Genomic DNA, 21,086 nt, shown 5'->3' on the forward strand with positions numbered 1-21,086 from the left:
GTGTTTTACGACTCGGGCTTGTAAAGATATAGCTTGTTTTTGCTGCGAACCAAAAATCCTGACTTATTTTTATCCACAATTTCTGAGTCTTGTTTATAACTCAATTTTTTTACTTTTTTGTCGGTGGAATATTGGATGAGTTCGGGTTTTGTAAAAACTAAAATTGTCTCGTTTTCACGTTTTAGTTTTGTTGGTAGATTTAGTTCGATTTTATCAAGAATTTCGCCTCTTAAATTTAAAACTAAAAAAGAATTTTTCTTTAATAAATAAACTTTGTTTTCGTACACCAACATGTCGAGGATGTCTTCCATGTTTTGGTAAAAAGGGAAGCTGTTAACGATTTTGTTATTTCTATAATTATATTGAATTAACTTTTTCGAGCTATCATCCAGTAGCCAAAGGCTTTGTTGATCTTCAACATAGACTCTTTTTATGAAATTAAAATTCTCCGAAAGGCGTATGTTTTGGATGTCATTAAGATTGGCGTCCGTTAGTTTAATCTCTTGTGTGTTCTCGGAAAAGAAAACGATGTTAAGCGGATTATTAATCGCTTGTGCTCGGAAAGGTCTTGGCAGCATTTGTTGCGCAGCTTTAAGACCTAAAGTATCATACTTAGTGAAACTAAAACTTTTTGCATTGTACAAATAGATGTTGTCATAGTCGTCAAAATAAATCCCTTGACTGTCTCTTAAGTTAAGGCTGTCGGATTTTATTTCGATTTGACTAAACAACAAAAAAGGCATCAAACAGAACAAAAACAATAAGTTTTTCATTTAATAAATAAGATTAGCGATTTATAATTCAAAAATAAATAAAAAAGTCCAAGCATCAACTTGGACTTTTTGAATTCTTATTATTAGAAATTATTTGAATTTCACTTCATAGATTTTTGGCCAGTTTTTACCAGTAACTAGCATATTTTCACCTTTAAAGGCGATGCCGTTAAGGACGTTATCTGTGCTTGTTGTGTTTTCTTTTGCAATGTTTGTGAAATCCATTTTGCCAACAACTTCACCAGTTTTTGGATCGATTTTCAAGATAATTGGTTTCATCCACACATTCGCATAGATGTAGCCTTTGTAATATTCTAGTTCATTAATTTGGTCGTAAGATTCTGTATTGCCAGCAACTGCGATTTCGCGAACGATTTTTGATGGATTTTTCGGATCTAAGAAATAAATGCTTTTTGTTCCGTCTGATAAAATCAAATATTGTCCATCGTAAGTTAAACCCCAACCTTCGCCAATCTCATCTGGATAAGCAAATTCTGAAAGAAGTTTTAAACTTGCTTTGTCATAAATAAAGCCTTTTTTATTCTTCCAAGTTAATTGGTAGACTTTATCGCCAATAATTGTGCTGCCTTCAGCAAAAACATCTTCCGGATTTTTAGTTGCAACAATTGGCGTTGTTGATCCAAGTGTATATTTTAAGATTTGTGAAGCGCCGTTTTGACCATCACTTTCGTAGATGGTGTTACCTTCAATTTGGAAACCTTGTACAAAATTTTGAGGATTATGTGGATATTCTGCAATGATGTCGTAGGCGATTGTTGCTTCAGGGTTTTTAGCAAAAACATTAATGGTGGCATCTTGTGTCAAAACTTGGCCATCTTTCTTTTTGATATTAAAAGTTACCGCATTGTCGCCAAGTGTGAAGAATTTAGGGTCGATAACTAAATTACTCGTTTCTTTGTCACCAAAATTAATACTAATGCTTTCGGCATTGTTAAGAACCTCTTGCGGAATGTTAAGCTTGTCACCAAAGTGATAACCTTTGCTTTCCATGGAGATATTGTAGTCGTTGAGATTATTAAGAATTTCCTTATCCTTATTACATGACATCAACATCATAAAAGCAACTGCGGAAAGGATGAAATATTTTTTCATAAATGATTTTTCTAAAATTTTAAACATCAAAATTACAAAAATTAAAAATCTAAGTTGTATAAATTTTTTTTAAAACTGTAGAAGATGTAGTTTTGTAAAATAAACAATTTTTTCAACATGGTAAGTATTGTTGTAGCAATGGGGAAAAATAATGCCATTGGAAAAGATAATCAACTTTTGTGGCATCTTCCCGAAGATCTAAAACATTTTAAAAATCTAACATCTGGTCATCCTATTATTATGGGGCGCAAAACCTACGAAAGTATTGGTCGTCCACTTCCTAACCGTACCAATATTGTGGTTAGTAGAAAGGATAATTGGTTTGAAGAAGGGATTTTGATTGTACCAAGTTTGAAAGAAGCTTTAAAGCATGCTAAAAAAATTGATAGCGAAGTTTTTGTACTCGGCGGTGGAAATATCTACTCGCAAACGATAAACTTGGTGGATCGATTGGAAGTGACAATTGTTGAGGGAGAAATGGATGCTGATGTTTTCTTTCCTAAAATTGATTCTAAAATTTGGGCAGAAACCAAAAGAGATTGTCATAGCAAAGACGAAAAAAATGCATTCAATTATTGTTTTGTAACCTACGAAAGAAAGGAAAGTCTTAAGAAGTAAATGGATTATCCAAGTAAAGTTTTGGCTAAAGCGGTTGATGAGATTTCTGGACTTCCTGGCATAGGGAAAAAGTCTGCATTGCGCTTGGCGTTGCATCTTCTTAGACAACCAGCGTCGCAAGGTGTGGCTTTAGGAAATGCGATTCAGAATTTAGTGACGGATATTAAATACTGTAAAGATTGTCATAATTTTTCGGATAATGATATTTGCGAGATCTGTGCGGATGACAAAAGAAATGCGGAAGTACTTTGTATTGTCGAAGATGTTCGCGATGTTATGGCGATTGAGAATACGTCAAAATTCAAAGGGAAATATTTGGTGCTTGGTGGTAAAATATCGCCAATGGAAGGTGTTGGTCCTGCGCAATTGCATATTGATAGTATCGAAAAAAAGCTGGAAACTGGCGAAGTTAAAGAATTGATTTTTGCGCTAAGTGCTACGATGGAAGGCGACACGACGGCTTATTATATTTATAAAAAGTTTAAGCAATTTAATGTTCATTTTTCGAGTATTGCACGCGGAATTTCCGTTGGTGATGAGCTCGAATATGCTGACGAAATATCGTTAGGAAGATCGATCGTCAATCGTTTGCCTTATAACGAAAAACTATAGAAGAAGGACTTGATGGTAAAAATAAGTGTTGTTATTGTTCATTATAATGTTGCGGATTTGCTTCGCAATTGTATTTTGTCGATTAATAAATATTTTACTGATGTTAATTTCGAAATCCTTGTTGTGGATAATTTGTCTCCAAATGATGATTGGAAGAATTTAATTCAAGAGTTTCCGAAAGTTAATTTCATTGCTTCTCAAAAAAATAATGGTTTTTCGATCGCTAATAATATCGGTGTCGAACATGCAAAAGGTGAATATATTTTAATTCTAAATCCAGATACGGAAATCGAAGGTTTTTATATTAAAGAACTTTTGGATTTTGCAGATTCTAAACCGAAATTTGGTTGTCTTGGCGTGAGAATGCATGATAAACAAGGTGTTTTCTTGCCAGAGAGTAAACGTTCTGTGCCTGATATGCGCAATTCTTTTGAGAAGTTGTTTACACCTTTTTCTAAAAAATCGACTGCTAAAACTTATTACCGTAATGACATCGGAGAATTTGAAATCGCTGAATGTGAGGTTTTTACAGGAGCTTTTTTAATTGTTAAAAAAGTTGTTTATAGGGAAGTTGGTGGTTTTGATGAAGCTTACTTTATGTATGGTGAAGACATTGATTTGTGTTATACCATTGCACAACACGGCTATCAAAACTACTATTACGGGAAATATTCAATTCTGCATTATAAAGGTGAAAGCACGATGAAAGATGAAGTTTATCTTCAAAGATTTTATGGTGCGATGCAGATTTTTATTGAAAAATATTACAAAAAGCAAAAACCGTTTCAGTATTTCATTTTGAATTTAGGTTTAAAATTGAGACATTTTTATGCTAAATCTAAACTTCCTCGTTAGATTTCATTTCGTGTGGAAGTGTCGATTCTTCAGCGAATTTTCTTAATTTTTTCATTTCTTTTTTAGAGAGTCGTTGTCCAATTTGTGCGGCGATATAAGTTCCTAAAACCAATGCCAAAGCCACAAATGATGCGCTTAATGCCCACGGGAAATCGTTGGAGTTGATTTGTTTTTCGACATAATACATGGTGAAAAATGTCATCCAAAGTATCGAAAATATAAAGTACAAAAACATGAAAAACGTCCACACAGCCGAGCTTGGCCCAAAAATACCACGAATGTAGGTTTGTCCATCTTCGATTTCGGTTCTCAAAGCGAGGTTGGGTTTCCAGTAATTGTTATTCTCGTTTTTGACAAAAATAGTAGCAACTTCACGATTGATATTTCCTGTGAATTCTTTGTTGTTTTCTTTTAAATAGTTTTTTATATTTTCCGAATATTCATCGGGCGTCAAGCTTGTTTTTAGTTTGAATCTTACCCTTGTCCGGATGCTCGTAAGTGTATCTTCCATATTAATGTTCTTCGTAAGGGATTGGGTCTTTTAATTTAATATAGTATATGATTGGATCTTCGTTTCTTTCGACTTCAATTTTAATGGTTTTACCTTCTTGTGATTTTAGGATCTTATTAATTTTTGATAAGGTCATGTCTGATGTTTTTTTACCATCAATTTTCACTAAAATATCGCCTTTTTGTAATCCAGAGAGTTGCGCAGGTGAATCTTTTCGTGTTCCAGCAATAACGAATTTTGGCTTTAATGTAAATTTGTATTGAAAATTTTCTCTGCTAGAATAGACGTTTTCCTCATTAGTACCGCCAGTGTTTCTAGATTTTGTTTCAACTTCTACAAGGTCTTTTTCCCACGTAAGTCCATCTTGCCTTACTTCGAGTCCGCTAAGGTCAAACAAAAAAGGATCGTCATAATATTTATTTTTCTTGAAGTAAACTTTCTCGTTTGGATAATCAAAAACCATATTAAATCTTCGGAAAATCTCCGAGCCGATTGATCCTTTTCTATCTGGCACTAGTTGTAGATGCGCAATCGATGTTGCATCTGGCATTGCGACCAAGGGCGTAATAAATTCGAATCTTCCAAAATACAAGCCGTGAATTCTACTGCGTTTTCCGTAAATGTCACCACTAAAACCAGCGCCAAGATAATCATCAATATTTGGGCGATTGTAATTAAAACCTGGAATTAAAGTTGGGAAAAGCCAAATAGAATCTGTGTTCCCTGAATCCAAAAGTAGTTTAGAGCTTTTCTTTTCGCGTGTCATTTCTACATCAGCAAACATGTAAGGCTTATTAAGTTCTAGACTTATATTAAAAACTTCATGTTTTTTTACACGTTTTAATAATTTGTTTTCGTTTTGATAGATTCTTAGCTTTTCGCTAACATAATCAACTTCGATTGGGTAATTTTTAAAAAAAGAGTAACCAATTATCCCATTAACAGGATAGCCAAGGCTTGTTGAGATGTTGAAACTCTCATCAAGAATGATATTGAGTTTATGCGAAGAATCTATAAACTGGTTGTTGATACTAAGTCTGTTGTTGATCGATCTTAAGGCTTCGATGTCAATGTTTTCGCCAAGTCCAGTGAATTTTAATTTCTCAACATTTTTAAAATTCACTTCTTTGTTTTCTAAACTAAATAACACGGTTTCTGATACTCCTGTATCGAGAAGAAAATTAAGATCAACGCCATTAACATTAATCGGAATAATAATAAGATTGTTGACATTAACGAATTTGATTTCAATTTTATCTAATTTTTTATCGACAAACTGAAATCCATCTTGCGCATTTAACAAAAAGTGAAATATTGTGAAAACTAAAATTAGCGTGGATTTCATGTTTTGAAAATACTAATTATTTTCATTAAATATGGTTTTTATTTTAGTTAAGTTTTTAAAATAATGCATTATTGTTAAATTTTGATTGTGGAAATATATTGTGAAGTATATAGTTAAAGTTTTAAATATTTAAAATTTTAACTATCAAATGGTATTCTTTTTGGTGAAGTGGTAATTAATATAAAATATTATTGAAGAGCAGATTTATTTTTAATGATTACTAACTATTAATTTTTATGAAATGGAAAATTTATTAAAGGAACTTCAAAAAAGAGGTTTAGGATTAGATGAAGTAGTTTTCGAACACCGTAACAAAGCTTATGGCGCTTATCAATTGAGACATGATTACGGAAGCAATCTGTCAAAAGCGATGTTTATCGGTATTGGCTTATTTATTAGTGTTGCTGCTCTTCCTTTTATTTTTAATTCTTTTAAGTCTGAGGCTATTATTGAGGATGTTGTAACAGGTCCTCCAACGATGATTAATATCCAAAAAGATATCAAGGAGCCAACGCCGCCGCAGACTACAACACCGCCACAGCAGCAGCAAGTTGTTAATACTGTTGAATATATTGTTCCGACACCAAGTCGTCATGTTGATAAAGAGAAACCAATTGCGTCAACAACCGAGATTAATGATGTTGCAATTGGGACGGAGACTGTTGATGTACCAACGGCTTCTAGCGGATATACGCCAATTACGCCGCAAATCATTGGGGCGAGCGATGTACCAACTGTACCAACTAGTACAGTTCTGCCAAAAGATCCTCACGAAATCCCGTCACATGTGGATGTTGAAGCAAGTTTTAGAGGTGGCTTAGAGGCTTTCCGACGTGTAATTGGTGAGAATTTTGACACTTCGGCAGTTGATAAAAGTGGCGTTATCAGTACGGTTGTGACTTTTGTTGTAGAGAAAGACGGCAGTGTTTCTAATGTTAAAGCAAAAGGTACAGATACTGATTTTAACCGAGAGGCAGAGCGTACTATTAAAGATATCAGAACAAAATGGACGCCTGCTAAGCTAGATGGTGAATCTGTAAGATCTTACTTTAGGATTCCAATTTCTATGAAAATTGAGTAAAAACCTTCTTTTTTAAATATTTAAAATTTTATCCACATTAATTTAAAAATGTGGATAATTTTTTTTACATCTATTCCGTTGAATAATAATGCTTTATGTAATCTCTAAACATCCCTGTGGATATAGCATTTTAAAAAATTGTATTTTTGAGAATTAATTGAATTTTATGGCAAAGATTATAGGTGTAGCGAATCAAAAAGGTGGTGTGGGCAAAACGACAACTGCCGTTAACTTAGCATCGGCATTAGGTGTTTTAGAAAAAAGAATTCTTCTTATCGACGCCGATCCACAGGCGAATGCAACTTCGGGTTTAGGCATCGAAGAGGTTAACGCATCAACTTATGATTTGTTAGAACACAGTGCAGAAGCTAGAAAATGCATCTTGCCAACCAGTTCTCCTAATGTGGATATTATCCCATCGCATATCGATTTGGTTGCTGCCGAAATCGAATTAGTGGATCGTGAAAACCGCGAATACATGATGCGCAAAGCTTTAGAATCGGTTAAAAAAGATTACGATTACATTATTATCGATTGCGCGCCGAGTTTAGGTTTAATAACGATAAATGCATTAACGGCTTCGGACTCTGTTATTATTCCGATTCAGTGTGAGTATTTTGCATTGGAAGGTTTGGGCAAATTATTGAATACGATTAAAAATGTTCAAAAAATTCATAACCCAAATTTAGATATCGAAGGTCTTCTTTTAACAATGTATGACAGCCGTTTGAGATTGTCGAATCAAGTTGTGGAAGAGGTTAATTCGCATTTTCCTGAAATGGTTTTCGAAACAATTATCAGTCGAAATGTTAGGTTGAGCGAAGCGCCAAGTTTTGGAGAAAGTATTCTTAAATATGATGCCGAAAGTAAAGGTGCGATCCAATATATTCAATTAGCGGAAGAAGTTTTATTGAAAAATGAAAAATTAGTAAAATCTTAATTATTGAAAGTTTTTACTAAATCAATTTAAAATATGAAAGATAAAAAAAGAGCAATGGGTAGAGGTTTGGGAGCTATCCTAAACGCTGAAAGCAAAAGTCTTATCAACACTGCTCAGGATGCTGGCGCAGAAGATTTGGTGGGGAATATTGTTGAGGTGGCTATCGAAGATATTTACCCAAATGCCAACCAACCAAGAACTTATTTTGACGAAAAAGCATTGAATGAGTTGGCACAATCGATTACGAATCTTGGTGTTATTCAGCCAATTACCTTGCGTAAAGATGGCGAAAAGTTCGAGATTATTTCTGGTGAACGTCGTTATCGTGCTTCAAAATTAGCTGGACTAAAAAGTATTCCGGCTTATATTCGTTTGGTTAATGACCAAGAGTTGCTAGAGATGGCGCTTGTGGAGAATATCCAACGTGAAAATCTAGACGCAATCGAGGTGGCTTTGACTTACCAAAGATTGTTAGAAGAAATTGGTTTAACACAAGAAAAATTAAGTCAACGTGTTGGTAAAGAGCGTAGTACGATTACTAATGCGATTCGACTTTTAAATTTAGCACCTGATATTCAGAATGCGATTAGGAGTGGTCAAATTTCTGCTGGTCATGGTCGTGCCATTATCAGTCTTGAGTCTGAAGTTGATCGCAAGAATTTATTTGATAAAGTTTTAGCAGAAGGACTTAACGTTCGTCAAGCTGAGAAATTAGCAACGCTTCTTAAAAATCCTGAAAAAAAGGAAAAAGTTGAGAAAGTTGTTAATCTTCCGAATCATATTAAAAAAGCTCAGAAAACCTTATCCGATATTTTTGAAACCGAGGTAGAAATTAAATCTTCGGGTAATGGTAAAAAAGGTAAAATCGTTCTAGATTTTAAAAATGAAACCGAATTAGAATTCATTCTTTCTAGATTAAAAGTAGATGAAGTATAAAATTGTTTGGGTTTTGATGTTGATGCTTTCGGGATTTAGCTTTGCGCAAACTACGACGGACACCATCAAAACTGATACTCTAAAAGTCAATTCAGGAATCACAAAAATCGACAAATCTGAGGTTGAGGTTCTTGATGAGATTAACAAAAAGAACGCGCCGCAAGGCCTTGTCAAATACAGTCCTATGAAAGCAGGACTGTATTCTGCTGTTTTGCCTGGGCTTGGTCAATATTACAATAAAAAATATTGGAAAATCCCAATCGTTTGGGGTGCTGTGGGGACGGGCGTTGGTATCGCACTTTGGAATCAAAAAAATTACAATCGTTATCGAAATGCCTTTGTAGCCGAACTTAACGGACAACCACATGAGTTTTCGAATATTCCTGGAGTTGACAAAACGGTTCTTGGTAATGCGCAAGATCAGTACAAAAGACAACGCGATTATGCAATTGGTATTGCCGGACTTATTTATATTTTAAATATTGTCGATGCTGTTGTAGACGCGCATTTGTTCGAAGGTCGTAAGGATCCAGATTTGGCGATTTCCCCGACGGTAATTCCTGATCAGTATAGTGTTCAGCCGACCAAAGCTGGACTTAGTTTTAACTATAGATTTTAAAAAATTAATATGAAGATAGCATTAGTTGGATACGGAAAAATGGGGCAAATTATAGACGAAATTGCTCAACAAAGAGGTAATGACGTTGTTGCAAGACTTAAAGAAACGCCTACGCTTGAGTCTTTAAATAATGCTGATGTGGTCATCGAATTTTCTAATCCAGAAGCGGCTTTTAACAATATTAAATTCTGTCTAGAGCAACAGATTCCTGTCGTTTGTGGGACAACGGGCTGGCTAGAGAAAAAACCTGAAATTGAGAAAATCGCAATCGATAACGAAACGGCTTTTATCTACGGATCCAATTTTAGTTTAGGTGTTAATCTATTTTTTGCCATGAATGAAAAACTTGCGCAATTGATGCAAGCTTTCCAAAATGAATATAATTGTCAGCTAGAGGAAATTCATCATATTCATAAAAAAGATGCGCCGAGTGGTACAGCGATTTCAATCGCAGAAGGTATTATAAAGCATTCCAGTTTTAATTCTTGGAAGTTGGAAGAGACACAAGGTGCAGAATTGGGCATTTTTGCAATTCGCGAAGACGAGGTTCCGGGGACGCACAGTGTCTTCTACCGATCCAACGTTGACGAAATCGAATTAAAACATACCGCTTTCAACAGAAAAGGTTTTGCACTTGGTGCGGTAATCGCTTCTGAGTGGATTGTGCGCAAAAAAGGTATTTTCGGAATGAACGATGTTTTAGGTTTGTCCTAAAATTGTAACATTTTTTAAATTTGCTTACTAATCATTTAAAAATATTAAATCATAAAATAAATTTCTATGGATTATATATTACAATATAGCATTTATGTCTTGATTGTTAGCGTATTGATGGGGCTTTCGACTTGGAAGCTTTTCAAGATCATGGGTTACAATCCGCTATTTGCATTTGTTCCGTTTTATAACTATCTCATTATTCAAAAAGAAACAAAACATCCGAAGTGGTGGGTTGCTATTGCTTATTTTCCGATTGTTGGACCAATTATGATGTCGGTTTTTCATGTTTTTTTAATGAAAAAATTTGGAAAAACAGGACCAGTTAATGCTTTGTTGACAGTTATTTTGCCATTTATTTTTATGGCGACGGTTAACTATTCCAAAAATCCAGAAATCGAAGAAGAAGGTATTGATGAAGAAGGCAAAAAGAAAGAAACTTTTATTGGTTCGGTGACTTTTGCTGTGGTATTTGCGACGATTATTCACGTTTTCATCACGCAGCCTTTTGGGATTCCAACTGGATCGATGGAAAGAACTTTACTGGTTGGAGATTTCTTATTTGTAAATAAACTTAATTATGGTTACAGAATGCCGATGCGTCCTGTTGCTTTACCATTTTTACAAGGAACTATTTTTGACACTGGACAAAAAGGAAACCCAAAAGATGATCCTAAATCTTATGTTGAAGCCGTTAAGTTGCCCTATTTGAGATTGCCAGGTTGGGAAAAACCTGAGAAAAATGATATTGTAGTTTTCAACTATCCCGATGATTCTGTGCACATTGCGACTGATAGAAAAGATCCTTATGTAAAGCGTCTTGTAGCGGTTGGTGGAGATGTTGTAGAATTCCGTGCGGGAAGATTATTCATTAATGGAAAACCAGAATTTGTAAAAGGCGATCAAGAAGTTCAGCATAAATATATTGTAAGAAGTGCTTCGCAGTTGGATATTCCGGGTCTTTATAAGACTTTCGGATTTTTACCAGTTGTTGAAGGTCAAGATGATAAAGGCTTTGTGTATCAATTCCAAGGTTTGACGGACAAAATCAGAGATGAAATCAAGCAAATTCCTGGTGTTGAAAGTGTTGACGAAGATGTTATGAAACAAGGTTTAGCGTCATTAGCTTATTACAAATATGCGACTGATGCAACTGGAAATTATATGCGTGATGCCAATGGTTATCCAGTTCCTGCTTCAAGAATTGACTCAACTAACAGTATTTTCCCAGTTAATAAACCTTGGAATCAAGATTGGTACGGACCTTTAACGATTCCTAAAAAAGGAGATGTTATCAATTTAACACAAGACAATTATCCAGAATATCAAAGATTAATTGGTGTCTATGAACATAATAAACTAGAAAACAAAAATGGAAAATTCTTTATCAATGGTAAAGAAACTAACCAATATACCGTTCAACAAGATTATTATTTTATGATTGGTGACAATCGTGATGCCTCGTTGGATGCGCGTTTCTTTGGTTTCGTTCCTGAAGAAAATCTCGTTGGAAAGCCGATGTTCACATGGATGAGTGTACAAGGACTTTTTCCAGATGCTAACTCGACTTACCAAGCGGAAAAAAAAATCCGCTGGGACAGAATGTTCAAAGCGACCAATACTGGAGAAGCTAACAAAACATCCTATTGGTGGGTTGCAGCGCTTATTCTTGTCGTGTTCTTTGGCTGGGATTACATCATGAAATTATTTAGAAAGAAAAAAGAAGACGAATAAAATGTAATAAAGGTTCAATATTAAAGTGTAAAAACTAAGATTTTGAACCTTTACTTTAATATGAAGAAGATGAAAGTTGTATTACCTCTGTTTTACTTTCCGCCGATTTCTTGGTTTAAAGAATTTCTAAAATCGGATAATGAAGTTGTTTTGGAGCAGTTTGAACATTTTCCGAAACAAACCTATCGTAATCGGACCAATATCTATGCGACCAATGGGAAATTATCATTAATTATACCGACGCAGCATAAAGGTAAACAAGCCATGAAAGATGTTGGGATTTCGTATGCTGAAGACTGGCAAAAACAACATTGGAAGTCGATAACGTCAGCATATCAAGCCTCGCCATATTTTGAATATTATGAATTAAAATTGGCGAAAATATTTAACAGTCAACCCAAAACTTTATTTGAATTAAATTTGAAATGTTTAGAAATTGTTCTGGATATTTTGAAGACTGAAAAAGAATTTTCTTTTTCAAGTGATTACGAAAGCTTGCCAGCGGAAGAGGATTTTAGAAGTAAATTTTCTGCAAAGGTTGAGTCTGAAGAGGTTTTTCCAGAATATTATCAAACCTTTTCGGACAAAGATGGTTTTATTAAAAATCTTTCGGTCTTAGATTTGATATGTAATATCGGGCCTGAAAGTAGAGCTTATATTAATAATTTATAAATCTTATTTAACATGAAAAAAATTGCAGTCGCAATCTGTTATTTAGCAGGATTTGGATGGGCGTTTGCTCAATCGACGCCAATAGCAGATCAAGATAAAGATCTTATGACTTGGTATCATAAGGATTTTGCAAGTACAAAAGTATATGGTGTTAACACGCAAAATGCGTACAAATATTTGGAATCTAAAGGTCTTAAACCTAAAAGTGTTGTCGTTGCTGTATTGGATAGTGGTGTACAAGTTGATCATCCAGGTTTGGCTCCAAATATGTGGAAAAACCCAAACGAAATTCCTAATAACGGTATCGATGATGATAAAAATGGTTATGTTGATGATGTCTATGGTTGGAATTTCTTAGGAAATAAAACTAAAGACGTTGATGTTGACAATCTAGAAGTGACTAGAGTTGTTAAGAAATATAAACCGCTTTTTGAAGGTGCAGATTCTACACAGAACAAAGCCAATCAAGCGAAAATGCCAGAAGATTTCGCAATGTATATGAAGGCAAAAGCGGAGTTTTCAAAAAAAGGAACAGAAGCAAAACAAGGTTACCAAACTTATTCGATGATCGAGCAAGTTATTCCGAACGCTGAAAAACTTCTTGAAGGTAAAACTTTATCTGGAGCGACTTTAGCTAGCATAACGCCAAGTACACAACAAGATGCTATGGCCTTGCAAGTTTTAGCTCAAGTAGCTCAAAATCCAGACATGCGAGGAAAAACATCGAAGGAAGTTGGTGATTTTTTAAGAAAAGATATTAAAGAAGCTTTAGATTATTTTAAAAATCAAGCAGAGAAGCAATATAATTTAGATTTTGATCCGCGTGCAGAAATGGTTGGTGATAATTATGACGACTATTCCGAAAAATATTATGGCAACAACCATTATCAAGGTCCTGATGCTGTACATGGAACACACGTTGCCGGGATTATCGCTGGTGTGCCACAAGGTAAAGAAATCCAATACGGTGTAGCCAGTAAAGTTGCTAAAATTATGACTGTTCGTACGGTGCCAAATGGTGATGAGCGTGACAAAGATGTTGCAAATGCAATTCGTTATGCTGTTGATAATGGCGCAAAAATTATGAATATGAGTTTCGGAAAACCAGTTTCTCCTGGTAAAACACATGTTTGGGATGCTATGAAGTATGCAGAGAGCAAAGGTGTTTTGATGGTGAAAGCTGCTGGTAACGATAACGAAAACTTGGGAGAGCATGCTTATTATCCAACCAACTTTGCAACACAACAAGATGTTAAACCGTTTGTAAATAATATGATTGTTGTTGGTGCTAGTACTAATGATAATGCAGCTTTGCGTGCGGATTTTTCTAACTATAATCAATATATGGTTGATGTATTTGCGCCAGGTGATAAGATTTATTCTTCGATTCCAACGTCGACTTATAAATATGAGCAAGGAACATCTATGGCTTCACCAGTTGTAGCTGGTGCTTCGGCGGTCTTGTTGGCTTATATGCCAAACTTAACGCCCGCTCAGGTTATAGAATCTTTAACAAAATCTGTTAACAAAAGTTCGGCAAATGATTTTGCTAAACAATCTGTAGCAGGAGGTGTTATTGATGTTAAAAAAGCAGCAGAATATGCTTATACTCATTTTTACAATGGAAAAAATGAAACGTCAAGTCAGAAAGCACCTGTTAAAAAAACAACTAAGAAAATAATAAAAAAAACTGTTAAAAAGTAAAACTTTTTGATAGATAAGTGTTTAATTAAGAAAATGTCAAAATAATTTTGACATTTTTTTTTGTAATTCTCTTTTGGCATAATTTTTAATACTTATAGAACATATAATTGTTTTGACTATGAAAAATTTACTTTTATTAGGAGTTTTAGGAACGAGTTTGTTCTTAACTTCATGTAAGACAGCTAACACTGGAGATTCTAACACAGTTTCGGCTAAGGAAGCACAAACTAGAAGAGCAGAAGCTTTGAAAATGAAAGGTACTTGGGAAATAACAAGTGTGGACTATGACAAGTCTTTTAAGATTAAACCTTTTGATGAAGGTGCAGACGCCCAATGTTTCGTAGGAAGTCAATGGAATTTAATTCCAAACAATTACACAGGTACTTATACGATTAACGGTGGGGGAGATTGTCCTACTGTAACGCAGCCAATATCTTTTGAAGTAACTAAGTTTAATGAATTTAAATTCAAAAAAGTTATGACTGGTGAAAAAGCTAAAAACGTAACTGCTGGTTATGTTATGGAACTTCAAAACTTATCGCAAAGTAATTTTACTTTAGTGCAGAATGTTAATTTTGAAGGTAAGACAATTAAAGTATATTACAATTTCCAAAAAGTTCAATAATCAAAAAAATAAATTATGAAATATCTAAATAAAACAAATATCGCAGCTTTATTTATTAGTTCAACTTTAATGTTGACAAGTTGCGAAAGTGTGAAAAACGCTAATAACACACAAAAAGGTGCAGCAATTGGTACTGCAGCTGGTGCTATCGTAGGAGGTATTCTTGGTAATAACATTGGTAAAGGTGGTAATGCGCCTCTAGGAGCTGTTCTTGGTGGTGTTGTAGGAGGTGTTGCTGGTGGTGTTATCGGTAACAAAATGGATAAGCAAGCTAAAGAAATTAAAGAAGTACTTCCAGGTGCGGACGTTGAAAGAGTTGGTGAAGGTATTAAAGTAACATTGCACGAAAATACGGTTAACTTCGACTTTAACTCTTCTAACCTAACCTCTGCTGCTAGAACTAATCTTGATAAATTGGTTACAGTTCTTAAAAATAATCCTGATACTAATATTAATATTTATGGTCATACAGATAGTATTGGTACAGAAGCTGTTAATTTGAGAATTTCTCAACAGAGAGCTGCTGCGGTTAAAAATTATTTTGTAGCTAATGGTATAGCTGGTTCGAGAATGTTTACAGAAGGATTAGGAAAAGGAAGTCCAATCGCATCTAACGATACAGATGCTGGTAGAGCGCAAAACAGAAGAGTAGAATTTGCAATTACTGCGAACGAAAAAATGATTCAAGATGCCCAACAAGGTAAATAAGAATTAATACATAAAACATACAAAAACCGCAACTTGCGGTTTTTTTTATTATCAGATAATTCTTAATTTTGGCATCTAATAATACAAATGAGAAAATATCTAAAACTTATTCGGGTAGAACAATGGGTCAAGAACCTCTTTGTTTTTCTTCCGCTATTTTTCTCGGGCAATATTACCAACGTTGATTTATTCATCAAAAGTATATTTGCTTTTATAGTGTTTTCGTTTACAGCAAGTTCCATCTATATCATTAATGATTACATGGACATTGAGTCAGACAAAAAACATCCAGAGAAAAAAAATCGACCTCTGGCAAGTGGTGCAATTTCAAAGCCTACAGCAATTGCAATGTTCTTTGGACTTTTGGTTTCGGTAATTTTAATAGTCATTTTTGGAACTTCGTATTTTAATTATGATTTTACAAAATTTGCGATTATTATCGGCGGTTACTTCGTGATGAATCTTCTCTATACTTTCAAACTGAAACATGTTGCTATTATTGATGTTTCTATAATAGCTGTAGGTTTTGTATTAAGAGTTTTGGCGGGTGGTTATGCAACAGGATTAGCAATTTCTCAATGGGCAATTTTGTTGACTTTTGTGTTAGCATTGGTTTTGGCTGTTGGTAAAAGACGTGGAGAGCTGATCAATGCACAGGTTTCTGGTAGAACAAGAAAAGCTTTAGATGGTTATAATATTCAATTTGCGGACATTGCATTATGTATATGTGTAACATTAGCCATCGTTTGTTATTTGATGTTTACATTGTCGCCAGAAGTACAGCACAAGTTTCACCAAAGAGTATTTTACACTGTATTTTTTGTAATTTTTGCATTTTTAAGATATTTACAACAGACTTTAGTTTATAATAAAACAGAATCTCCTACCAAAATAGTGTACAAAGATCGATATATACAAGTGACATTGTTAATGTGGGTTCTTACATTTTTATTACAGATATATTTTAAATAATGAAGCCGAACTTTATTCAAAAAGTTTCCAATTGGGGAAATTATCCAATTGTGGAAGTTGAAATGAAATCTGAAGATTCGCTTTCACAAATTAAATCTTTTGTCGCAGAACGTAACGAAGTTATCGCACGTGGTAACGGTCGTTGTTATGGCGATGCCTCGCTTGGGCAACATGTTTTTTCAACAAAAAGATTAAATAAATTTTTATCATTCGATCGTCTTAATGGCGTTATCGAATGTGAATCTGGCGTACTTTTATCAGAGATTCTTGACGTTGTTGTATTACAAGGTTATTTCCTTTACGTGACGCCAGGTACAAAGTTTGTCAGTGTTGGAGGTGCCATAGCTTCTGATGTCCATGGTAAAAATCATCATGTCGAAGGTTGTTTTTCAGAATATGTTATTGAGTTTAAAATCTTAAATGAAAACTCCCAGGTTATCACTTGTTCGCGAGAAGAAAATTCTGATTTATTTTGGGCAACTATTGGCGGAATGGGACTTACAGGCATTATCCTTTCTGCTAAAATCAAACTAAAAAATATTGAAACCGCTTACATTCGACAAGAAAGTATAAAAGCTGATAATCTTGATGAGATCTTCCAACTCTTTGACGAAAGCGAAGATTGGACATATAATGTCGCTTGGATCGATTGTTTACAAAAGGGGAAAAATATTGGACGTTCTATTCTTATGCGTGGCGAACATGCTTTGAAGGCTGAGGTTAGTAAATCTAAAGGTCAAAATCCTTTACGTCTGAAACCAAAATTTAGCCCGAATGTTCCTTTTTATTTTCCAGGATTTGTATTAAATACGTTGTCAATTAAGATTTTTAATTGGTTGTATTTTAATAAACAAAGAGCGAAGCAAGTTAACGGTTTTGTTGATTACGAGACATTTTTCTATCCTTTGGATGTCATCAAAAATTGGAACAGAATCTACGGCAAAAAAGGATTTATTCAATACCAAATGGTCATCCCAAAAGAGAAGGGTAAAGAAGGTATGAAACGTATTTTGGAATGTATCGCGAAAAGTGGAAATGGTTCATTCTTGGCAGTTCTTAAGCTGTTTGGGAAAGATAATCCACAAGCTTATAACTCCTTCCCAAAAGAAGGTTACACGTTGGCTTTAGATTTTAAAGTTAATTCTAAACTTAAAAAATTGATTGCACAATTGGACGAAATAGTAGAAGAATTTGACGGAAGAATTTATCTTACCAAAGACAGCATGAGCAAAAGTAGCTTGACCAATTATCTCAAAAATGTTGAGAATTCCAAATTTGTTTCGCTACAACATCAACGTATCCACAATCCCTCTTAATTCTACAAAATGATAGTAATAGGTGCTAATTCGGAAGTGGCGCAAGCTTTTGTAGAATGCTGCTTAAAGAAAGGTGAAAAGTTCAAAACCTTATATTTATTAAGTTCGAATACTGCGACTTCGGAGAAGTTTGCGAATCATATTAATGTTAAATATCTTCAACATACAGAAGTTTTAGAATTAGACGTTCTAAAAGAAATTGACTACAAAAATTTTGACCATATCGAGTCCGATTTGTTGTTTTGTGCAAGCGGATATCTTGGTTTAGGGACAGAAGAAGGTCTTTACGATAATAAAAATACAGAACGAATTTTAGATATTAATTTCTCTAAATTGGTTCCTGTTCTTAACTATTTTGCAAAAAAAATGGAGTCCAAAAGGCAAGGTAACATGATTGTTTTGTCGTCTGTTGCAGGGGATAGAGGTCGTCAAAGTAACTTTATCTACGGAAGTGCAAAAGCTGGTCTTACGGCTTATCTTAGCGGACTTAGAAATTATTTATTTGATAAAAAAGTTTATGTTATGACGGTTAAGCCAGGCTTTATGGCAACCAAAATGACAGAAGGTTTACCGCTTAATCCAGCTTTAACAGCAACGCCAGATCAAGCAGCTTTAGCTATTTTTAAAGCTTACAAAAGCAAAAAAAATACAGCTTATGTATTGCCAATTTGGAGTTTGATAATGATGATTATCAGAAATATTCCAGAATTTATTTTTAAGAAATTGAAACTTTAATTGTTTTAAAAAATGAAAAAATTGTATGTATTCGATTTTGATGGGACTTTAACTTACAAGGACACGATGTTTTTGTATCTTAAATATTTTAATCCATCGAAGTATAGATTTCAATTTTTGAAACATGCACCGCTTTTTGCTTTGGTTAAACTAAAACTTGCTGATGCAGAAACTGTCAAGAAGAGCTTTATAGCATCAATTCTTAAAGGTCAAACGGAAACAAAACTTAACCAAGTTGCCGATCAGTTTTTTGAACATCAATATCCAAAGCTTATTCGTGATAATGCTTTAGATTTTATTGATAAGATTAAAAAAGAACACACGGATTCTTACATTGTCACGGCGTCTTTAGATATTTGGGTGCGACCATTTGCAGAAAAATTTGGGATGCAATTGTTAGCAACCAAAGCCGATTATCAAAATGGCGTTTTTACAGGTAATTTTGCTACTAAAAATTGCAATGGCGAAGAAAAAGTAGTTAGAATAAAAGAAGCGATTAGTGGACGAAAATTCGATAAAACCATAGCTTTTGGCGACACTTCAGGAGATAAGCCGATGTTAAAATGGGCAAATGAAAGTTTTTATCAATTTTTTCACTAATTTCGTATCAACATAAATGAGGCACATCGCTTCATTTTTTTTTAAAATTTTTTAGTAAAAATGGAAAAGGTATATTTAGACAACGCAGCAACTACGCCGCTTAACGAAGAAGTTATTGACGCAATGGTGTCGGTTCTTCGTGTTAATTATGGTAACCCGTCTTCTACACACAGTTTTGGTCAAGAGGCAAAAACGCTTTTGGAAGAAGTTAGGCGAAAGATTGCTGAGGCGTTGCGTGTTACACCTGGTGAGATTGTTTTCACATCTTGCGGTACCGAATCCAACAACATGATTATTAAATCATGTGTTAATTATTTGGGCGTTCAACGTATTATAACGTCGCCTTTGGAACACAAATGTGTTGCTGAAACTTGCTTAGAAATGAAACGTCTTAACGGTGTTGAGCTTGTCTATTTGCGTCCTGATAACAAAGCAAATTTAAGCTTAGAAAAACTTGAAGAGCTTCTTCAGAATTCTGAAAAAAAGACTTTAGTGACTTTAATGCACGCTAACAACGAAGTTGGTAATCTTCTAGATTTAAAAAAAGTTGCAGAGCTTTGTAAAAAATATGATGCTTTATTCCATTCGGATACGGTGCAAACGATGGCGCATTTGGATTTAGATTTTTCTAAAATTCCAGTTGATTTTGCTTCTTGTAGTGCACACAAATTCCATGGTCCAAAAGGAAGTGGTTTTGCATTTGTGAGAAAAGCTTCTGGTCTTAAAGGTATTATTACAGGAGGTCCACAAGAAAGAAGTCTTCGCGCAGGTACAGAAAATGTTTGTGGTATCGTTGGACTTGGTAAAGCTTGGGAATTGTCTATTGACAATATGTCGGAGTACAGTTCTCATATTAAGGATATTAAAAACTATTGTAAATCTGAGATTGAAAAAAATTTCCCTGAAGCTAAATTTAATGGAGAATCAGCGACAGAAAATAGTCTTTATACAGTATTGAATATTTTGTTGCCATTCAAAAATCCGTTAATCGGATTGCAATTGGATATGCAAGGCGTTGCGATTTCGCAAGGAAGTGCTTGTAGTTCTGGCGCTGCGAAACCGTCAATGGTTTTGATGTCTATTTTGGACGAAGAAGAGTTGGAGAATTGTACACCACTTCGTGTATCTTTCAGTCATTATACAACTAAAGTTGATATTGATAAATTTATTTCGGCATTAAAAGAAGTTTCAAAAGGTTTCATTATAGAAAAACAAAATACCGAGCATAGATAATAATTTATCCGATTAGGTATATTTTTTGTAATTTTGTTGAGTATTAAACAAAGAATAAAATTATGGCAGTAGAGATTACAGATCAGTCCTTTCAAGAAGTAGTATTAGCTTCGGATAAGCCTGTATTAGTAGATTTTTGGGCAGCATGGTGTGGTCCATGTAGAATGCTAGGTCCAATCGTAGAAGAATTAGCAAACGATTTTGATGGAAAAGCTGTTGTTGGGAAAGTGGATGTTGATAATAATCAAAATATATCAATGGAATATGGCATCAGAAATATTCCAACACTATTAATTTTCAAGAACGGAGAAGTGGTTGATAAGTTAGTTGGTGTTAGCCCGAAAGAGCTAATTGCTGAGAAACTTTCAGCTCACATGTAAAAAAAATAATACTGAAAATGAACGCTTTCCTAATAGGAGAGCGTTTTTTTTGTAAAAAATTTGTAGGATTAAAATATTGTCGTATTTTTGCAACCACAATAATCAAGGCAATTATGCTGAGGTTGGTTGAGATCCGGTAGTTCAGCTGGTTAGAATGCCGCCCTGTCACGGCGGAGGTCGCGGGTTCGAGTCCCGTCCGGATCGCAAAAAGTTTTCAGTTACTTTGCAAAAAACTGATCCGGTAGTTCAGCTGGTTAGAATGCCGCCCTGTCACGGCGGAGGTCGCGGGT

At 34.5% G+C, this 21,086-nt stretch carries 23 protein-coding genes and 2 tRNA genes (1 of these 25 cut by a window edge); 21 read left to right on the plus strand and 4 right to left on the minus strand.

What is annotated here, in order from left to right:
• Positions 1–5 precede the first annotated feature (5 nt).
• The gene (locus RT037_RS06495; protein WP_312321835.1) at positions 6–773 is read right to left on the minus strand and encodes a hypothetical protein; all 768 of its coding nucleotides are present in this window, start codon (positions 771–773) and stop codon (positions 6–8) included.
• 90 nt (positions 774–863) lie between these two features.
• Complete coding sequence (locus tag RT037_RS06500) at positions 864–1,886, minus strand: glutaminyl-peptide cyclotransferase (RefSeq protein WP_313029125.1); 1,023 nt, start codon at positions 1,884–1,886, stop codon at positions 864–866.
• Between the two features lie 117 nt (positions 1,887–2,003).
• On the opposite strand from RT037_RS06500, the gene RT037_RS06505 reads away from it, so the two are divergent.
• Genes RT037_RS06505 through RT037_RS06515 form a run of 3 tightly spaced genes read left to right on the plus strand, consistent with a single transcriptional unit; the run spans position 2,004 to position 3,971 of the window.
• Positions 2,004–2,504, plus strand: a complete 501-nt coding sequence (locus RT037_RS06505; protein WP_312321837.1) for a dihydrofolate reductase — start codon at positions 2,004–2,006, stop codon at positions 2,502–2,504.
• Entirely contained in the window at positions 2,505–3,116 is a 612-nt protein-coding gene (gene recR, locus RT037_RS06510; RefSeq protein WP_312321838.1) for a recombination mediator RecR, read from the plus strand.
• A 9-nt stretch (positions 3,117–3,125) separates the two neighbouring features.
• Positions 3,126–3,971, plus strand: coding sequence for a glycosyltransferase family 2 protein (locus tag RT037_RS06515; RefSeq protein ID WP_312321839.1), 846 nt, complete (start codon positions 3,126–3,128; stop codon positions 3,969–3,971).
• Here RT037_RS06515 and RT037_RS06520 read toward each other — a convergent pair.
• On the minus strand, positions 3,955–4,482 hold the full coding sequence (locus RT037_RS06520) for a hypothetical protein (protein ID WP_313029129.1): 528 nt from the start codon (positions 4,480–4,482) through the stop codon (positions 3,955–3,957). The genes RT037_RS06515 and RT037_RS06520 overlap by 17 nt on opposite strands.
• A gap of 1 nt (position 4,483) precedes the next feature.
• Complete coding sequence (locus RT037_RS06525) at positions 4,484–5,827, minus strand: PDZ domain-containing protein (RefSeq protein WP_313029132.1); 1,344 nt, start codon at positions 5,825–5,827, stop codon at positions 4,484–4,486.
• Between the two features lie 241 nt (positions 5,828–6,068).
• Between RT037_RS06525 and RT037_RS06530 the strand changes: the two genes are divergently transcribed.
• From RT037_RS06530 to RT037_RS06615, 18 genes are all read left to right on the plus strand, one after another.
• Complete coding sequence (locus RT037_RS06530; protein ID WP_313029133.1) at positions 6,069–6,908, plus strand: energy transducer TonB; 840 nt, start codon at positions 6,069–6,071, stop codon at positions 6,906–6,908.
• A gap of 166 nt (positions 6,909–7,074) precedes the next feature.
• The gene (locus RT037_RS06535; RefSeq protein WP_079666103.1) at positions 7,075–7,848 is read left to right on the plus strand and encodes a ParA family protein; all 774 of its coding nucleotides are present in this window, start codon (positions 7,075–7,077) and stop codon (positions 7,846–7,848) included.
• 33 nt (positions 7,849–7,881) lie between these two features.
• Positions 7,882–8,784 (plus strand): ParB/RepB/Spo0J family partition protein, encoded by a 903-nt coding sequence (locus tag RT037_RS06540; protein WP_313029137.1) that lies wholly within the window; start codon positions 7,882–7,884, stop codon positions 8,782–8,784.
• Entirely contained in the window at positions 8,774–9,403 is a 630-nt protein-coding gene (locus RT037_RS06545) for a DUF5683 domain-containing protein (RefSeq protein ID WP_313029141.1), read from the plus strand. Before RT037_RS06540 ends, RT037_RS06545 begins: the two co-directional genes overlap by 11 nt.
• A gap of 9 nt (positions 9,404–9,412) precedes the next feature.
• Complete coding sequence (gene dapB / locus RT037_RS06550; RefSeq protein ID WP_313029144.1) at positions 9,413–10,117, plus strand: 4-hydroxy-tetrahydrodipicolinate reductase; 705 nt, start codon at positions 9,413–9,415, stop codon at positions 10,115–10,117.
• Between the two features lie 66 nt (positions 10,118–10,183).
• Positions 10,184–11,851 carry a signal peptidase I gene (lepB, locus tag RT037_RS06555; RefSeq protein ID WP_313029146.1) on the plus strand — a complete coding sequence of 556 codons (1,668 nt, stop codon included), beginning with the start codon at positions 10,184–10,186 and terminating at the stop codon, positions 11,849–11,851.
• Positions 11,852–11,911: 60 nt separating this feature from the next.
• Positions 11,912–12,523: a WbqC family protein gene (locus RT037_RS06560; RefSeq protein WP_409456535.1), complete on the plus strand. Its 612-nt coding sequence runs from the start codon at positions 11,912–11,914 to the stop codon at positions 12,521–12,523.
• Between the two features lie 12 nt (positions 12,524–12,535).
• On the plus strand, positions 12,536–14,227 hold the full coding sequence (locus tag RT037_RS06565; RefSeq protein ID WP_312324221.1) for a S8 family serine peptidase: 1,692 nt from the start codon (positions 12,536–12,538) through the stop codon (positions 14,225–14,227).
• A gap of 118 nt (positions 14,228–14,345) precedes the next feature.
• Positions 14,346–14,852 carry a lipocalin family protein gene (locus RT037_RS06570; protein WP_312324220.1) on the plus strand — a complete coding sequence of 169 codons (507 nt, stop codon included), beginning with the start codon at positions 14,346–14,348 and terminating at the stop codon, positions 14,850–14,852.
• 15 nt (positions 14,853–14,867) lie between these two features.
• Complete coding sequence (locus RT037_RS06575; RefSeq protein WP_313029149.1) at positions 14,868–15,560, plus strand: OmpA family protein; 693 nt, start codon at positions 14,868–14,870, stop codon at positions 15,558–15,560.
• Positions 15,561–15,647: 87 nt separating this feature from the next.
• A complete protein-coding gene (locus RT037_RS06580; protein WP_313029150.1) occupies positions 15,648–16,532 on the plus strand; it encodes a decaprenyl-phosphate phosphoribosyltransferase in 885 nt (294 codons plus the stop codon).
• On the plus strand, positions 16,532–17,848 hold the full coding sequence (locus RT037_RS06585; RefSeq protein ID WP_313029153.1) for an FAD-binding oxidoreductase: 1,317 nt from the start codon (positions 16,532–16,534) through the stop codon (positions 17,846–17,848). Before RT037_RS06580 ends, RT037_RS06585 begins: the two co-directional genes overlap by 1 nt.
• 9 nt (positions 17,849–17,857) lie before the next feature.
• Entirely contained in the window at positions 17,858–18,583 is a 726-nt protein-coding gene (locus tag RT037_RS06590; RefSeq protein WP_313029156.1) for an SDR family NAD(P)-dependent oxidoreductase, read from the plus strand.
• A 12-nt stretch (positions 18,584–18,595) separates the two neighbouring features.
• Positions 18,596–19,183, plus strand: coding sequence for an HAD family hydrolase (locus RT037_RS06595; RefSeq protein ID WP_313029158.1), 588 nt, complete (start codon positions 18,596–18,598; stop codon positions 19,181–19,183).
• 60 nt (positions 19,184–19,243) lie between these two features.
• Positions 19,244–20,416: a cysteine desulfurase family protein gene (locus RT037_RS06600; RefSeq protein WP_313029161.1), complete on the plus strand. Its 1,173-nt coding sequence runs from the start codon at positions 19,244–19,246 to the stop codon at positions 20,414–20,416.
• 62 nt (positions 20,417–20,478) lie between these two features.
• Positions 20,479–20,796, plus strand: a complete 318-nt coding sequence (gene trxA / locus RT037_RS06605) for a thioredoxin (RefSeq protein WP_079666116.1) — start codon at positions 20,479–20,481, stop codon at positions 20,794–20,796.
• 130 nt (positions 20,797–20,926) lie between these two features.
• Positions 20,927–21,000, plus strand: a tRNA-Asp gene (locus tag RT037_RS06610).
• 31 nt (positions 21,001–21,031) lie between these two features.
• A tRNA-Asp gene (locus RT037_RS06615) sits at positions 21,032–21,086 on the plus strand; it runs 119 nt beyond the window's last position.

Source organism: Soonwooa sp., from assembly GCF_032062245.1.
Classification (GTDB): Bacteria; Bacteroidota; Bacteroidia; order Flavobacteriales; family Weeksellaceae; genus Soonwooa.

Coding starts and splice junctions, on each gene's coding strand:
- RT037_RS06585 (WP_313029153.1), top strand. CDS start 16,532: ATGAAGCCGAACTTTATTCAAAAAGTTTCCAATTGGGGAAATTATCCA.
- RT037_RS06560 (WP_409456535.1), top strand. CDS start 11,912: ATGAAGAAGATGAAAGTTGTATTACCTCTGTTTTACTTTCCGCCGATT.
- lepB (WP_313029146.1), top strand. CDS start 10,184: ATGGATTATATATTACAATATAGCATTTATGTCTTGATTGTTAGCGTA.
- RT037_RS06525 (WP_313029132.1), bottom strand. CDS start 5,827: ATGAAATCCACGCTAATTTTAGTTTTCACAATATTTCACTTTTTGTTA.
- RT037_RS06530 (WP_313029133.1), top strand. CDS start 6,069: ATGGAAAATTTATTAAAGGAACTTCAAAAAAGAGGTTTAGGATTAGAT.
- RT037_RS06575 (WP_313029149.1), top strand. CDS start 14,868: ATGAAATATCTAAATAAAACAAATATCGCAGCTTTATTTATTAGTTCA.
- RT037_RS06520 (WP_313029129.1), bottom strand. CDS start 4,482: ATGGAAGATACACTTACGAGCATCCGGACAAGGGTAAGATTCAAACTA.
- RT037_RS06580 (WP_313029150.1), top strand. CDS start 15,648: ATGAGAAAATATCTAAAACTTATTCGGGTAGAACAATGGGTCAAGAAC.
- dapB (WP_313029144.1), top strand. CDS start 9,413: ATGAAGATAGCATTAGTTGGATACGGAAAAATGGGGCAAATTATAGAC.
- RT037_RS06545 (WP_313029141.1), top strand. CDS start 8,774: ATGAAGTATAAAATTGTTTGGGTTTTGATGTTGATGCTTTCGGGATTT.
- RT037_RS06495 (WP_312321835.1), bottom strand. CDS start 773: ATGAAAAACTTATTGTTTTTGTTCTGTTTGATGCCTTTTTTGTTGTTT.
- RT037_RS06565 (WP_312324221.1), top strand. CDS start 12,536: ATGAAAAAAATTGCAGTCGCAATCTGTTATTTAGCAGGATTTGGATGG.
- RT037_RS06500 (WP_313029125.1), bottom strand. CDS start 1,886: ATGAAAAAATATTTCATCCTTTCCGCAGTTGCTTTTATGATGTTGATG.
- RT037_RS06570 (WP_312324220.1), top strand. CDS start 14,346: ATGAAAAATTTACTTTTATTAGGAGTTTTAGGAACGAGTTTGTTCTTA.
- recR (WP_312321838.1), top strand. CDS start 2,505: ATGGATTATCCAAGTAAAGTTTTGGCTAAAGCGGTTGATGAGATTTCT.
- RT037_RS06540 (WP_313029137.1), top strand. CDS start 7,882: ATGAAAGATAAAAAAAGAGCAATGGGTAGAGGTTTGGGAGCTATCCTA.
- RT037_RS06505 (WP_312321837.1), top strand. CDS start 2,004: ATGGTAAGTATTGTTGTAGCAATGGGGAAAAATAATGCCATTGGAAAA.
- RT037_RS06595 (WP_313029158.1), top strand. CDS start 18,596: ATGAAAAAATTGTATGTATTCGATTTTGATGGGACTTTAACTTACAAG.
- RT037_RS06590 (WP_313029156.1), top strand. CDS start 17,858: ATGATAGTAATAGGTGCTAATTCGGAAGTGGCGCAAGCTTTTGTAGAA.
- RT037_RS06535 (WP_079666103.1), top strand. CDS start 7,075: ATGGCAAAGATTATAGGTGTAGCGAATCAAAAAGGTGGTGTGGGCAAA.
- RT037_RS06600 (WP_313029161.1), top strand. CDS start 19,244: ATGGAAAAGGTATATTTAGACAACGCAGCAACTACGCCGCTTAACGAA.
- trxA (WP_079666116.1), top strand. CDS start 20,479: ATGGCAGTAGAGATTACAGATCAGTCCTTTCAAGAAGTAGTATTAGCT.